Here is a 14,335-nt window from a genome sequence, read left to right as displayed (position 1 = left end):
AATCAAAAGGCATACAAGAATCTCAAACTTGAATCCACATAATACAAAAAGAAAAACCCAATAATCTAAAAGAATGCTTTTGTGTTTCAAAACTATAATCTGTGGCCGCACATGAGCGTGCTCGACAACATCATCGAAGCCCCGCGCCGCGTGCTCGGTCAGAGCAAGGCCGAAGCCATCGAAGTCGCCGAAGCACTGCTGGCCAAGGTCGGCATTGCCGACAAGCGCCACGCTTACCCGGCGCAATTGTCCGGCGGCCAGCAGCAACGTGCGGCCATCGCGCGTACGCTGGCGATGCAGCCGAAGGTGATCCTGTTCGACGAGCCCACCTCCGCCCTTGACCCGGAAATGGTTCAGGAAGTACTTAGTGTCATCCGCGCATTGGCCGAAGAAGGCCGCACCATGCTGCTCGTGACCCACGAAATGGGCTTCGCCCGTCAGGTCTCCAGCGAAGTGGTGTTCCTTCACCAAGGCTTGATTGAAGAGCAAGGATCGCCACAGCAGGTGTTCGATAACCCGCTTTCGGCGCGCTGCAAACAATTCATGTCCAGCAACCGCTAACGGAGCAACATGCATGCAGAACTATAAAAAGGTTTTTCTGGCTGCGGCCGTCACTCTGGCGTTCAGCGCCGGTGCCATGGCCGAAACCCTGAAGATGGGCATCGAAGCGGCCTACCCGCCGTTCAACAATAAAGACGCCAGCGGCAACGTGGTCGGCTTCGACAAAGACATCGGCGACGCCCTGTGCGCCAAGATGAAAGTCGAGTGCACCGTCGTCACTTCCGATTGGGACGGCATCATCCCGTCACTGAACGCGAAGAAATTCGACTTCCTGATCTCCTCGCTGTCGATCACCGATGAGCGCAAAGGCGCGGTGGACTTCACCGACCCGTACTACTCGAACAAGCTGCAGTTCATCGCACCGAAAAACGTCGATTTCAAAACCGACAAGGACTCGCTCAAAGGCAAGACCATCGGTACGCAGCGTGCCACGCTGGCAGGCACCTGGCTGGAAGACACCTACGCTGATGACATCAAGGTCAGCCTCTATGACACCCAGGAAAACGCCTACCTCGACCTGACCTCCGGTCGCGTCGACGCCATCCTCGCCGACAAGTACGCCAACTATGACTGGCTGAAAAGCGACGCCGGCAAGAACTACGAGTTCAAAGGCGACCCGGTCGTGGAAAGCGACAAGATCGGCATTGCCGTGCGCAAGGGCGACCCACTGCGCGAGAAGCTGAACGCGGCACTGAAGGAAATCGTCGCTGACGGTACCTACAAGAAGATCAACGACAAGTACTTCCCGTTCAGCATCTACTGATCCTGACCTGCGGAACCGGCGCCGTGATTCAACGGCGCCGGCTCCCGACCTTGCCTGCCGCGATTTGAAAAGAAATCCATGATTATCGACCTCTACGGATTCGGCCCGGCGCTCGCCGCCGGCGCGCTGATGACCGTCAAACTGGCTCTCTCGGCCCTGTGCCTAGGGCTGGTGCTCGGTCTGCTCGGCGCCTTGGCCAAGACTTCCCCGTACAAGCCGCTGCAATGGCTTGGCGGATTTTATTCAACCCTGGTGCGTGGCGTCCCGGAATTGCTCTGGGTGCTGTTGATCTACTTCGGTACGGTCAACCTGATGCGCGCGCTCGGTGAGTTTTTCGGCAATCCCGATCTGGCACTCAGCGCCTTTGCCGCCGGTGTTATCGCACTCGGCCTGTGTTTCGGCGCCTACGCCACGGAAGTGTTCCGGGGCGCAATCCTCGCCATTCCCAAAGGTCACCGTGAGGCCGGCGTGGCACTGGGCCTGTCGAAATGGCGGATCTTCACCAGACTGATCATGCCGCAGATGTGGCGTATCGCCCTGCCGGGCCTTGGCAACCTGTTCATGATCCTGATGAAGGACACCGCGCTGGTATCGGTGATCGGCCTGGAAGAAATCATGCGCCACGCGCAGATCGGCGTGACCGTATCGAAACAGCCGTTCACCTTCTATATGGTCGCTGCGGTCATGTACCTCGGCCTGACGGTGCTGGCGATGACCGGCATGCACTTCCTGGAAAAACGCGCCGCCCGCGGCTTTGCGAGGAGCGCTGAATGAACTGGGCTGATTTTAATTGGAGCATCATCATCAAGTGGCTGCCGAAACTGGCGCAGGGCGCAACCCTGACCCTGGAACTGGTGGCCATCGCCGTGATTGCCGGGTTGCTGCTGGCGATTCCGCTGGGCATCGCCCGCTCTTCGAAGCTGTGGTACGTGCGCGCTTTGCCCTACGCCTACATCTTCTTTTTCCGTGGCACGCCGTTACTGGTTCAGCTGTTCCTTGTTTATTACGGTCTCGCGCAATTCGACGCGGTTCGCGAGAGCGCAATGTGGCCGTACCTGCGCGATCCGTTCTGGTGTGCAACGGTGACCATGACCCTGCACACGGCGGCGTACATCGCCGAGATTCTGCGCGGCGCGATTCAGGCGATCCCACCGGGCGAGATAGAAGCGGCGCGAGCGCTGGGCATGTCCAAACCCAAAGCGATGTTCTACATCATGCTGCCGCGCGCAGCGCGCATCGGGCTGCCGGCCTACAGCAACGAAGTGATCCTGATGCTCAAGGCCAGCGCCCTGGCCAGCACCGTCACCCTGCTGGAACTGACCGGCATGGCCCGCACGATCATTGCCCGCACCTATCTGCCAGTGGAAATCTTCTTCGCCGCTGGCGTGTTCTATCTGGTGATGGCTTACGTGCTGGTGCGCGGCTTCAAGCTGCTGGAGCGCTGGCTGCGCGTCGATGCCTGCCAAGGTCGCTGAAACTTCCCACGTGCTGACGGGCGAGGAACTACTCGCCCGTTTTACCGCGCTGGATGCATTTCTGACAGCGCATCAAGCGTTGTGGAAACCTCGACCGTTCACTCATCTGCAGCTTCCTTGGGAAGCGTCCTACCCGGAATTGGCCTCATGGCTACGCGGGCGGTCGCTGGAAGATGCGGAAAATGCTCACAACCACCCTGCCGATCTTGCCGATGCGCCGGAGCCGTTCGCTTCATTGGCGGGGTTGTCGGCGCAGTTGAGCGCGGTCGGAGAGTTGCCCGGGCATGCGTTCGAAGCTGCGGGCCATCGCTTGAGTGTGGATGTACCCGGGCGTAAATGGCAGCAGATCGAGGCGTTCGGCAGTCGACTGTCCTTCGCATCGCAACCGACGCATTGGCTGGACTGGTGTTCCGGCAAGGGGCACTTGGGGCGGCGTTTGTTGAGTGTCGGGCAACAGCTGACGTGCGTTGAATACGATCCGACGCTGGTTGCCAGTGGTCAGGCGTTGAGCCAGCGTCATCATTTACACGCGCTGCATGTAGAACAGGATGTTCTGGCGGCAGATGCGGCAGCCGTATTGAACGCAAGTCACACTCCGGTTGCCCTCCACGCCTGTGGCGATCTGCATGTGCGACTGATGCAGTTGGCAAGCGCCGTCGGTTGCCGACAAATGGCACTCGCCCCGTGCTGCTACAACCGGATCAATCGCACTGAATATCAGGCGTTGTCCGCTGCCGGATCCGCATCGCTCCTACAACTCTCGCGGGAAGATCTCGCGCTACCGATGAGCGAAACTGTCACCGCCGGTGCACGAGTCCGACGCCAACGTAACACCTCAATGGCCCGACGCCTTGCCTTCGACCTGCTGCAACGGCGACTGAGCGGCATCGACCAATACCTGCCAACCCCTTCGCTACCCAGCGCCTGGCTGGAAAAGCCGTTCGCCGATTACTGCCGCGATCTGGCCGCCCTCAAAGAGTTATCCACAATCGGCCCGCAGGATTGGCCAGCGCTGGAAGCGGCCGGTTGGCAGCGGTTAGCCGAAGTTCGTAACCTTGAATTACTCCGCGGACTTTTCCGACGGCCGTTGGAGCTTTGGCTGAATCTGGATCGAGCACTTTTCCTCGCCGAACAGGGGTACGTCGTGCGCCTTGGCACCTTCTGCGATACACCACTCACGCCACGCAATTTTCTGCTGCTCGCCGAACGCGCTTAAAACACTCCGGCCTGTGGATAACTCTGTTGATGAAATTATCATGGATCCAATATACACGGCTGTTTCGAGGCTTTAACACTGCTGGTCATTTTTTGTTCACATGAATAAAAAACCAGTAAAACAGGGATTTGCGAACAAAATGAGAATGCGTCCACAAATACTCGCAATTGAGCGCGAGCATGCCGATCAGTTGTGCATAAGCTTCCATTCAAAACGACATAAATCGCCTAATACGAAGTAGATTTGACAAAAAAAGCCGCCGCCTCAGGCAAGGATTACAAGCCTTCATAGTGCCTATTTTCAAGGGTGGAAACCCGTAGATGTCGCCTTCGTTTATCCTGATCCTGCACCCACGTAAAAATAGTCTGAATTCAGGGGTTTACAGATTTAACCCAATCGCTATAATCGTCGCCCACACGCCGGTATAGCTCAGTTGGTAGAGCAACTGACTTGTAATCAGTAGGTCCCGGGTTCGACTCCTGGTGCCGGCACCATACAAAACAAAGCCCCTGCAGAAATGCAGGGGCTTTGTTGTTTCTGGAGTGTCCACATTGCGTCCACATACTGTGCGCTGACCGCACTCAGAGCTTCCGTTGTAAACTGCGTGCTCGAACAAGGACTTTCGGGAATAAGCACGTGGCTCCCCTCGCTCAGGCAACAACCCTCGCAATTCTGGATTACTGGCATAAAGTCGAATTCTTCATCCCCTACGGGTTGGAGCAATATCTGGATGATCTTGAAGAATGGCAATCCAGAACCCTTCTTCGCAGCACCCTTGAACATCCTGATGATGACGACTGGCTCGGCATCGACGTAGCCGAAGACAAGGCTATCACCGGCTATAACCTGTTTCTTGGCATCTTCGATAAATCGCAAATCAGTCGTGTCTGTGAAAGCGTATTGCCTCATCCGCAGGCGGCTTCAACAGATGTAAGCGATTATGAAAATGATGAGAGGACAGAGCTGGAGGGCCTGACCTGCTTCGCAAAGTTGCCTCTGGATAGAGCTGGCAACCCGGTCATCGACGCAATTTCCATTTCCACCGCGCCCTGGGCGCTTGGGCAAACGCTGTCCAGTGGACTCAAGTCCCTGAGTCATGCCGCGTTCGATGCTGCACGAGAAGACCTCATTCTGAAACTGCGCAACTTCATGAGCAGTCGCGGCCCGTTCGCGGGGCAAGCCATGCAAGCATGCGAGGTGCTGAAGCTTCAGACGTTGCTCTGCGCTTGGGCAGGTTTTACCCCTGAGGAGGGACAACCCATAGCAGTGCTGGCCGCGAAGGTAAAACCCCTCAACGGCAAACCCCCTGAAAAAATCATGGCGGACGAGGCAGAGAAGGACGACGAGGAAGACGTCCTTGAGGAACTGGATATCCTCAACAGCTTTTATATCCGTGATATCGAACGCGCCATTGAAGGCGTCAGCAGCGGCAACATTCCGCTGACCCTGGCGCAGTACATGATTGCGCTACCCGCCACCAACCGAATAGACCTGTATAGCGAAGGCGGCTGCACGGCGATCCTGAATGCGCTACGTCCAAGGTTCCTCAACCGTGGGCATTGGTTGGCCGAGGCCGACCAATCAATGAGCCTGATGCAGCAGTTCGCGCTCAACCAGATCCGCGAAGAAACCGAAAACGGTGGACTCTTTGCCGTCAACGGCCCGCCTGGCACGGGTAAGACCACATTGCTGCGCGATCTGTTTGCCGACAACATTGTGCAGCGTGCACGCATTCTGGCGGGACTTGCAAAGGCCGATGATGCGTTTGTCAAAGACTCCTGCCGGGTTCGTTTTAAAGGAAACTCGAGCACGGTCACACTTCGTCCGTTGATCGACGCCCTGACCGGATTCGAAATGGTCGTAGCGTCGAGCAACAATGCTGCGGTCGAAAACATCTCGATCGACCTGGTCAAGCGCAAGGCATTGGGCGAACAGTGGCGCCAGTTCGGTTATCTGCAACCCGTGGCCCATAACATCGCGGTGAAAGAAGGCAAGGGCGGCGCGACTTCCCCTCAGGGGGAACAGATGCCTTGGGGACTGATCAGTTGTGCGCTGGGTAACTCCCGCAATCGACGTCTATTTAATGAACGCTTCAGCATGTTCTCCCTCAAGACCAAGAGCAGCGAGCAACCAAAACGGTTCTGGGATTGGCTCAAGGATCCTAACCCGTTGAACTTCACCCAGGCTCGCGAGCTCTTTCACCTGGCCGATCAAGCCGTAGAGTCTGCCTTGACCGAGCGTGAGCGACTAGCGCATCTGCTCGATATTGTTGGCCAAGGCAGTGAAGCCGATTATCTCGCACCATCGGTCGCCCGTATGCAAGAGGCGAAAACACAAATCGATGCCATCTCCTTAGCGCAGACCGGTAAACAGCAGGAAGTGAGTACCCTGCAGCAGACACTTCAACAGCTGCTTCTGGAACAGCAGTTGATTGATCGCTCATCGCCCGGTTTCTGGGCGCGCTTGTTCCGCACTCAGGAAGCGAAGGCCTACCTTCAACGCCGCAAATCCAACGCACTGAATCAGCTCAGCACTCATCAAGGGCTTACGGCGCTGCAGTCGAAGGCCGCAAAACTCGCCGATGAACTACGCAAAGCAACCGGTCATCTGGCGGTCGAGAAACAGAAACTGAGCGAACTGACGCAGCAATGGTGCAATTGGAGCGCCGAATATGACCAACTTCGCGCTCGGCTGCGCGTGCCTCGCTTGCCCGCCAAAGCGCTGGACCTCGTGAGCGATGAGCAATTGCAGATCGAAGGTCTCTGGCACGACGAAGAGCTGGCGCGGTTGCGCTCAGCGCTGTTCGCCGCGGCGTTGCAGCTTCAGCAAGCCTGGGTACATGAAACCGCGCAAACGGGCGGTGCGCTACGTGCCAACCTCGTTGGGGTCAACAAACTGCTTTCCAATCAAGTGCCGGAAGATCCAGACCACACCCTGAGTATCTGGCAAAACCTGTTCATGGTCGTGCCGGTGGTTTCCAGTACGTTCGCATCTTTCGCCAATCAGTTTCGCGGTTTGGGCCCAGACTCGCTGGGCTGGGTGTTTATAGATGAGGCGGGGCAGGCTGTCCCACAAGCGGCGGTCGGCGCACTTTGGCGCGCCCGGCGGTGTGTCGTGGTGGGTGATCCGTTGCAAATCGAACCGGTGTTTACTCTGCCAACTCCACTGATCGATGCGCTGGGCCAGCTCCATCCGGTAACTGCCGACAATACTTACGCTCCCCATTGTGTTTCCGTGCAGCGCCTGGCCGACCAGGCCAATCGGTTTGGCGCCTACGCCTCATTCATGGACGAAAACATCTGGATAGGCAGCCCCCTGCGCGTTCACCGTCGTTGCCATGAACCGATGTTCTCTTTGGCCAACCGCATCGCCTACGACAACAAAATGGTCTACGGCCTGCAAAACCGCGCGCCCATGGCCGATCCCTTGATCGACCTTGCGAGTGGCTGGGTCGACATTCGGGGCGCCGTTGAACGCAAGCAATCGGTGCCCGAACAGATCGAGTTCATGACCAAAGTCATTGTGTCGCTCTTCCAGCGTGACCGTGTACTGCCCGAGCTGTACGTGATCTCGCCGTTCAAGGCGATTCGCCAGGCCATGCGTGAGCAAATCATGCAAGTCGAATGGCAATATCCAGCGCCTAAGCGAGATGAGTTGAAACAATGGGTCAAGCGCAGCATCGGCACTGTCCATACGTTTCAGGGCAAGGAAGAGAAAACGGTGTTCATGATTTTGGGGGCCGATCCCGAAAATACCGGGGGAGCTCAGTGGGCTTCGTCAAAACCCAACCTGATCAATGTGGCTCTGACCCGTGCGCAGCATAACGTCTACCTCGTAGGCGATATCGAGCTCTGGGGAACGTTGCCCTACTTCAAGGAAGCGTGCAGGAATGAAACTAAACTGCCGCGTTGGAAACGTGGAGACTTTGCTGTTATTGCGCAAAAGATGAGATCTGACAAATCAGGCAGTAAAACGCCCTCGCTGTAATGCGAAGAAACCTTAGGCATGCAGGCTTTAGTGACCGGCGCTGTGCACACCGACAATGTGCAGGGTTGGCCGGTCATAGACCCGCGCGACCCAGTTGCGCGAAATCCCCGGATGCAGAGCAAAGCACCTTCCTGCGCAAGAGCCTTGCGTTTCAGACCTGACTGATCTCAAACACAAACGAAATCCTGCGCTGGCTCGCATTCCACACATAACGCAGATGCTTGCCCTGCTTCGGAATCGATACCGCCGGTGGGCGAAATGCGGCAACGCATTCATGCCCGGGAAGGCGAACGCTGTTGTAGAGCAAACCCCAGGATTGGGCCTCACGTAACTGTCGAGCAAACACTTGGGAGGGGCCGTAGGCATCCGGGTCAGGATTGTGCAGATTCGGATAGTCGTGGCGGATGTCGTGCAGCGGTTTGACCACTCGGTTGACGTAGGTGCGCATGGTCAATTCAAGGTCCGCTTCTTGGGTGGCGGCGAGAAAGCGTTCCTGGTGATAACAGGTTTCGGCGATGGCAGCGGCCTGGCTGCTGGCGGCGTAATAGACGCCGAAGGTGCCATCGGTGAAACGGCTGCTTTTGCCGATGTGGGTGAACGCGGCCATTACCGGGGTCGACCCGGGGCCTGAAAGCCGATCTTCCAGACGCACCCGGTCAAGGACGCCCGCCTGGGCGATCAGACGATCGTTGGTCAGCGCTTCGAGGGCGTAGGCAATTTCCAGGTCTTCGGGGTCGAGCACGTCTTCGAACAGCGCAATTGGCGGGAAGCTGCTGTTAACGATCCGGTAGGCACGCGGCCAATGCGGATCGGCCAGCGCTGGCGCGCTCAACCGCGCACTCCGTCGAGATAGCGTCGTACATCGGCGATATCGACCACGCGCCCGGCCAGCATGTAGTCCAGCGCGGTTTGCCCATTAAACGGTGCGGCAGTGTTCGGGCTGCTGACCCACGTATAAGCGCGCTCGCGGCTGTTGCTGAAGATGATGCTCAACGCCTTGTGAATGCCCATCAGGTAGGAGATGCGCTCAAGGGTGTCGTGCGGCAGACGAACGTTAGGCGGAAGGTGTTTGTACTTGTAGAACGTGGTGTTGCCGACACCGCCGAGCAATGTGCGTTGCTGCTCGGCGTTGCAGCCCCAACGCTCCATGAGGTTGAAGAAGAACTTCAGCGCGACACGGCCCGCTTCGGGAACATCGAGTTGTTCGCGTGGGGTCTGGGCTGTTGATGAGGTAGGCACGGTCGCCTCCATTGGTAGGTGACATGCCCTGAGCCTAGTACAGATACGAATGCTTGTTTAGTTTTAATCCGCCAATGAATCAAGTCGTTACCCAGATGAAACGGAAAAAATGCCGCGTTTTGTCATTTCACCTGAGTATTTTTTGACCCCAATCACCCCCATGTCACCGAAAACCCCGATCCTGTGTCAGCTTCCAGCCATCGGCGGGGACATCAATTCGCTACTAAACCCGCGACAACTATGCTCAGGTGCAGGAATATAGCCGGCATATGGCGCCGGACCGGCCGTCTCGTAAACAACAATACCCAGCCCACTTCAGAGGGCATTACCCATGGATAGCAGAACCTTACGCAACCTCATGCGCATCGTGCAGACCGGCTCGTTGTCGGCCGCAGCCGAGCATTCGTGCCTGACCGTGCAGGCATTGGCCGCGCAGTTGAACAAGGTCGAAGAGCAGTTCGGCTTCCGCTTGTTTCGTCGTTCCAACAAAGGGCTGACGCTGACGCCGCAAGGCACTGAGCTGACGCCTTATATGGACAGAGTGCTGATTGCCACGCGACAGATGGAAGAAAAAGTCGAGGCGCTCAAAGTGCCAGGGCAACGCACGTTGAAGGTTGCGTTGAACAACACGTTGTCGACTGATTTCAATCGGCGAATGATCGGACGCCTGATTGAGGTGTTTCCCGATTATCAGATGGAATTCAGCTACGCCGAGTCGATGGAAAACCTCAGCAAGCTGAAAAATGAAGACTTTGATCTCGCGGTGCTGATCGGCCCGCAGCGTCCGGGTTTGCCGAGCATTGTCCTGCCGGATGTACAGGTGCAGGTGGTCGGCGCGCATTGTGGGCAGGAGAACGATCCGCTGACGTTGCTGGGCAACAAGTTTCAGGTGCGTCCTGCGGAAGATTGTCCGTATTCCCACAGCTTCTTGCGCTTTCTCGACGCCGGTTTGGGCAATCACGAAAACGGTCAACGCATGGTCTATTCCTGCAGCGAGACCTTGACGCTGTCGCTCATCACCCAGATGGACGCAGTGGGCATGGTCTCCCGCGAGGCCGCGCAGAAGAATGGCCTGACGATTTTCCCCGGTTTCGAGGATTTCCTTGAGGTGCGCCTGGCGATCAACAACCCTGACCTGTCGAACCAAGCGTTGAGCGACGTCGTCGATCTGCCGCTACATGAACGAGCCGAGCGCAATGTACGCAGCCGTCCCAACCGCCACACTGAGAAAGAGGTTTTTGCTGAAATACGCACATAACAACGTCGGAATCGCTGCATAGAATTCCGGGCGATCGAGCTGTATGTGCTGATCCTTGATCAACAAGGGTGTCAGGCTGATCGCAGCGACGATCGCCACCGGCAAGTATTCCAGCGCTCGGGCGATAAACGGCGGCCAGTGCTCGGTGTTGATTTGCAAAGGCAGAGCCCGCGGCAGGAAGGTCACCGCCATCATCAGCGCGACCACCAGAATCAGGAACGTTTGGTCAGGCATACACCCACTCCGCAGCCCACAAACGTGGCGATAAACACATTAAACGGCGAGCTGCCGATCAGGCTCAGTGCGCCCATGCAAACCACTGCAGCCGCGGCTGCGATGAGTTTGTTGCGTGTGTTGCACAGCGAAACCAGCACGTAGAGCATCATCGCTGTCAGTGCGTAGTCGAGCTGATATTTGATCAAGTGCGCCGCGTACTGGGCACAAACCGCGCCGAGCAAACCACCGAGCACCCACGAGGTGTGGCAGAACAGGTTAAAACCAATCAGATAGCGCACATTGACCGGCGCGCCAGTGCCGAGTTTAACGCTGTGGAAAGCAAAGGATTCGTCGGTCAGGCCACCGGCGTAGCACCAACGCTCCATTCGACTGAGCCCCAACGCACGTAGGGCTTTTGCCATGTACACCGACATCAGCATGTGCCGCGCATTGATCAGGAAAGTGGTCAGCACAATGGTGGTCAGTGAAGCACCGCTGGAGATCAGAGCCAACGCGGCAAATTGCGAAGCGCCGGCATAAACGAACAGGCACATCGCCACGGGCAGCCACATTGGCAGCCCCGCGTTGACGGCCATCAAGCCGAACACGAACGCCACCGTGAAATACCCGGCGACCACCGGGCTGGCTTCGGCAAACGTACGCGACGGCTGATGGTTGACCATCAGCGGCGCACTGCCGGACGTTTCATTCATAGATCCCTCTCAAATGTCCGTTCGCCATGAGGCTCGCAAAAACCCTGGGCAGCCCAAAAACGCTTGCCCGCGAGGTTAGCATCGTCGACGAACAGAAACATCCGCAACACGCCGACACGCTTCATGTCGGACGACGCCGCTTCAACCAGACGTTGACCCACGCCTTGGCTGCGATAGAGCGGACTGACGGCCAGATGATTGATCGTGCCGCGACTGCCGAGCATCCCGCCCAGCACCGCACCGACGATCTCGCCGGCCACGTCGAAGGCCAGAAAGGCCGTGGTGGTTTTCTGGATTAATACGCCGCGCAGGCACTTGGCGTCCTGCCACTCGCAGAACGACACTTCGTCGAACTGGCGGAAGAAGCGCTCCATGCGCTGCGCATCCTTGGCCGTGGCGCGCCGCAGCGCCACCGGCGTCGAGCACTCGACGCCGTCGATTGGGGTGATCTGATTAGCGAACAATGTCGAAAGCGGTCCCGGGCCGCGAGAAGGAAATCGCCAGAATTTGCCGGTACGCCATGGCATGGGTGTGCGAGTTGCGCGCCGGGGTCACGTAGTGGCGCATGTCGCGGTCAAGGAAATACGTGGTATCGAGAATTTCCTGGTAAGTGGTCGACGCCAGTTGATGCTCGTGGATGTCGTACAAACGACTCTCCGCACCCTCGACATTATTGCGGCCCCAGAAGTGCACACCGCTGAACGGATAACCGTCGCAATGAATCCCTTCGGGGGTGATTTCCAGCTGTTTGCCGGGTTTGATCTCGATGCGGATCTGATGGATCTGGCACTGCCAGATTTCATCGTGCAGCTCTTCCGGCAACACACTTTTGTACACTTCAAAGTCGGTGTCGATCAGGCTGCGCATCACCGGCGACGAAATCACTTCATCGGAAAAGTCCTGGAAGTGCCGGACCATACCGCCGACATAGGCGTTGTTTTCCTTGGACTGCACGTAGGCGCGATGTTCAAGTTGCGTCAGTTCGCGAGTCTTGGGGTTGTACTCAAAATCGCTGTAACGACGGAAACGCATGCCGGCTTCGGCCTGACCGTAGTAACTGTCAGGCTCCATGTTTTCCCAACTTTTGGTCAGTCTGACGAAGTCGGCGAAATGACCGTAGAGATTGAAGTCACCACCCTGGACGTTGACGTATTTGTCGCGCCGTAGCGATTCGCCCACTTCTCTGTTCAAAACGATCATTACCAAATTCTCCGCTGCATTGAGCGGCCTAATCTATTAGGTGCAGAATTTGCGTCCATGAGAAAGAATTTCAGGCATTTAAAGCGCTGTTTGAAACGGCGTTCGAAGCGACTCAAAAACAACTTTTACATGACAAAAGCACGGGTTTTTTCTGGTTTTTACTAAAAAACCGTCGAAAAAAACCCCGAACCAGCCGGGGTTTTTCTCATACTTCTTACACCTGATCGATCATCAGAAGATGTTGATCGGGTAATCCACGAATACACGCAGCTCGTTGCCGCTGACGTTGTACTCGCTGGATTTCTGCGAAACACGCAGGATCGAGCTGCGCAGTTTTACGCTCAGGTCTTTGGCCGGGCCACTTTGCACGACGTACTTGAACTGGTTGAAGATTTCGCGCTCGGTGCCGCCTTCGCTGGTGGACGTGGTGATGTTGTCGCCACGCACGTAAGCGAAGTTGTAGCTCAGACCCGGTACGCCGAATGCGCCGAAGTCCAGGCCGTAGCCCAGTTGCCAGCTGCGTTCGTCTTCGGCGTTGAAGTCGGACCAGTAGGAGTTGGCCAGGTAGATGGTGTTGCCACCGTCGCCGACACGATTCTGATCTTTCTGATAGCCGCCATAGGCGTAGCCCAGGTTGCTGTCGCCGGTGGAGCGTTGGTGCGCAACGGTGAACGAGTGTGGGCCAGTAGCGAAAGTCGCTGCCAGGCTCCAGATCTTGTTGTCGTCGCCGGTTACACCGTTTTCGCGGACATAGGAATTGTCCAGCTTGGTGCGATAGCCGTTGAAGTCCAGGGTCAGCGACTGATCCTTGTTGAACGGCAACACGTAGTTGGCGTTCACGTATTGTTTTTTCAATACGTCTTCAACGTCGGAAGCGTACAGCGCACCCTTGAAGTGCTCTGTGAACTGGTAGCTACCGCCCAATACATTGATCGACTTCAGACCTCCGCTGTCACGGCCTTCATCGCTCTTGCGCGATTCGGCGGTGAAACGACCGGCGTTCAGTTCCAGGCCTTTGATCTCTCTGGAAGTGATCAAAGTACCCGTGTAACTTTCCGGCAGCAGGCGGGAGTTGTCGTAGTTCAGCACCGGCAGGGCCGGCATCTGGTCGCCGTAGGTCAACACGGTGTTGGAGAAGCGGAATTTTACCGCCGCGCCGGCCTTGGCCAGGTCATTGGCCGCGCTCCCGTTGTGGCCTTCTTGATAGCTGTTGTCTTGCTTGAAGAAGTCGATACCACCAGCACCGCTGCGGCCTTTGCCACCGTCAAGACGCAATGCGTACAGACCGAAGGCGTCCACGCCGACACCGATGGTGCCTTGAGTGAAACCGGACGAGAACGTACCGATGGCCGCTTGGCCCCATTCGGCCTTGTCATCGTTACCGTCTTTGTAATCGCGATTGATGTAGGCATTGCGCAGCAGCACTTTGAGGCTGCTGTCTTCTTGAAAACCCTTGGACTCGGCCTGGTCGTTAGCCATGGCCTGTGTAGCGCTCAACATCCCCAGAGCGATCAGGCTGATTCGCTTATTCAACATTTTATTTTCCTTATTACGGGTTGAAACGCGCTGTGTCGAACGGCTGAAACGGCGCTATTGCGCTCTTTTTTCACCCCTGTCTAGTCCTGAAATAGGTTTACACCTTTTTCACCCCAACGCCCGATGCACCGCGTCGGGCGTTTTGTATTTTAAGGACAGGTGCGGTCGCTC

13 protein-coding genes, 1 tRNA gene and 1 pseudogene are annotated in these 14,335 nt (G+C 56.9%); 8 read left to right on the top strand and 7 right to left on the bottom strand.

Features of this window, described 5'->3' with window-relative positions; all coding sequences use genetic code 11:
- Positions 1-78: 78 nt before the first annotated feature.
- From ACIQVE_RS27965 to ACIQVE_RS27935, 7 genes and pseudogenes are all read left to right on the top strand, one after another.
- A pseudogene (locus ACIQVE_RS27965) lies at positions 79-561 on the top strand (ATP-binding cassette domain-containing protein); the annotation flags it as partial.
- A 13-nt stretch (positions 562-574) separates the two neighbouring features.
- Positions 575-1,324 (top strand): ABC transporter substrate-binding protein, encoded by a 750-nt coding sequence (locus ACIQVE_RS27960; protein ID WP_402814873.1) that lies wholly within the window; start codon positions 575-577, stop codon positions 1,322-1,324.
- Positions 1,325-1,402: 78 nt separating this feature from the next.
- Positions 1,403-2,098 carry an ABC transporter permease gene (locus tag ACIQVE_RS27955; RefSeq protein ID WP_402814870.1) on the top strand — a complete coding sequence of 232 codons (696 nt, stop codon included), beginning with the start codon at positions 1,403-1,405 and terminating at the stop codon, positions 2,096-2,098.
- Complete coding sequence (locus ACIQVE_RS27950) at positions 2,095-2,799, top strand: ABC transporter permease (protein WP_402814867.1); 705 nt, start codon at positions 2,095-2,097, stop codon at positions 2,797-2,799. The genes ACIQVE_RS27955 and ACIQVE_RS27950 overlap by 4 nt, the downstream gene beginning before the upstream one ends.
- Entirely contained in the window at positions 2,780-4,015 is a 1,236-nt protein-coding gene (locus tag ACIQVE_RS27945; RefSeq protein ID WP_402814864.1) for a methyltransferase, read from the top strand. Before ACIQVE_RS27950 ends, ACIQVE_RS27945 begins: the two co-directional genes overlap by 20 nt.
- Before the next feature lie 418 nt (positions 4,016-4,433).
- Positions 4,434-4,509: transfer RNA gene (locus ACIQVE_RS27940), tRNA-Thr, on the top strand.
- 142 nt (positions 4,510-4,651) lie between these two features.
- Positions 4,652-8,002 carry an AAA domain-containing protein gene (locus ACIQVE_RS27935; protein WP_402814861.1) on the top strand — a complete coding sequence of 1,117 codons (3,351 nt, stop codon included), beginning with the start codon at positions 4,652-4,654 and terminating at the stop codon, positions 8,000-8,002.
- A gap of 151 nt (positions 8,003-8,153) precedes the next feature.
- Here the strand turns inward: ACIQVE_RS27935 and ACIQVE_RS27930 are convergent, their stop codons facing one another.
- The gene (locus ACIQVE_RS27930; protein ID WP_402814858.1) at positions 8,154-8,834 is read right to left on the bottom strand and encodes an RES family NAD+ phosphorylase; all 681 of its coding nucleotides are present in this window, start codon (positions 8,832-8,834) and stop codon (positions 8,154-8,156) included.
- The gene (locus tag ACIQVE_RS27925; RefSeq protein WP_402814855.1) at positions 8,831-9,241 is read right to left on the bottom strand and encodes an antitoxin Xre-like helix-turn-helix domain-containing protein; all 411 of its coding nucleotides are present in this window, start codon (positions 9,239-9,241) and stop codon (positions 8,831-8,833) included. The genes ACIQVE_RS27930 and ACIQVE_RS27925 overlap by 4 nt, the downstream gene beginning before the upstream one ends.
- 331 nt (positions 9,242-9,572) lie before the next feature.
- Here ACIQVE_RS27925 and ACIQVE_RS27920 point away from each other — a divergent pair, with 331 nt between their 5' ends.
- Complete coding sequence (locus tag ACIQVE_RS27920; RefSeq protein WP_402814852.1) at positions 9,573-10,499, top strand: LysR family transcriptional regulator; 927 nt, start codon at positions 9,573-9,575, stop codon at positions 10,497-10,499.
- On the opposite strand, the gene ACIQVE_RS27915 is transcribed toward ACIQVE_RS27920, so the two are convergent.
- The 5 genes from ACIQVE_RS27915 to ACIQVE_RS27895 all read right to left on the bottom strand — a co-directional run bounded on the left by ACIQVE_RS27915 (position 10,416) and on the right by ACIQVE_RS27895 (position 14,164).
- Positions 10,416-10,733, bottom strand: coding sequence for an AzlD domain-containing protein (locus tag ACIQVE_RS27915; protein WP_150596790.1), 318 nt, complete (start codon positions 10,731-10,733; stop codon positions 10,416-10,418). The genes ACIQVE_RS27920 and ACIQVE_RS27915 overlap by 84 nt on opposite strands.
- Positions 10,712-11,428: an AzlC family ABC transporter permease gene (locus ACIQVE_RS27910; RefSeq protein ID WP_402814847.1), complete on the bottom strand. Its 717-nt coding sequence runs from the start codon at positions 11,426-11,428 to the stop codon at positions 10,712-10,714. The genes ACIQVE_RS27915 and ACIQVE_RS27910 overlap by 22 nt, the downstream gene beginning before the upstream one ends.
- Positions 11,425-11,802 (bottom strand): GNAT family N-acetyltransferase, encoded by a 378-nt coding sequence (locus ACIQVE_RS27905; RefSeq protein WP_150594162.1) that lies wholly within the window; start codon positions 11,800-11,802, stop codon positions 11,425-11,427. Before ACIQVE_RS27905 ends, ACIQVE_RS27910 begins: the two co-directional genes overlap by 4 nt.
- A 79-nt stretch (positions 11,803-11,881) precedes the next feature.
- Positions 11,882-12,628: a 2OG-Fe dioxygenase family protein gene (locus ACIQVE_RS27900; RefSeq protein WP_150617437.1), complete on the bottom strand. Its 747-nt coding sequence runs from the start codon at positions 12,626-12,628 to the stop codon at positions 11,882-11,884.
- Positions 12,629-12,859: 231 nt separating this feature from the next.
- On the bottom strand, positions 12,860-14,164 hold the full coding sequence (locus ACIQVE_RS27895; RefSeq protein WP_402814844.1) for an OprD family porin: 1,305 nt from the start codon (positions 14,162-14,164) through the stop codon (positions 12,860-12,862).
- Positions 14,165-14,335: the final 171 nt, after the last annotated feature.

The sequence above is a fragment of the Pseudomonas sp. NPDC098747 genome, from assembly GCF_044760045.1.
Taxonomy (GTDB): Bacteria; Pseudomonadota; Gammaproteobacteria; order Pseudomonadales; family Pseudomonadaceae; genus Aquipseudomonas.
This window is presented reverse-complemented; position numbering and strand designations above follow the sequence as displayed.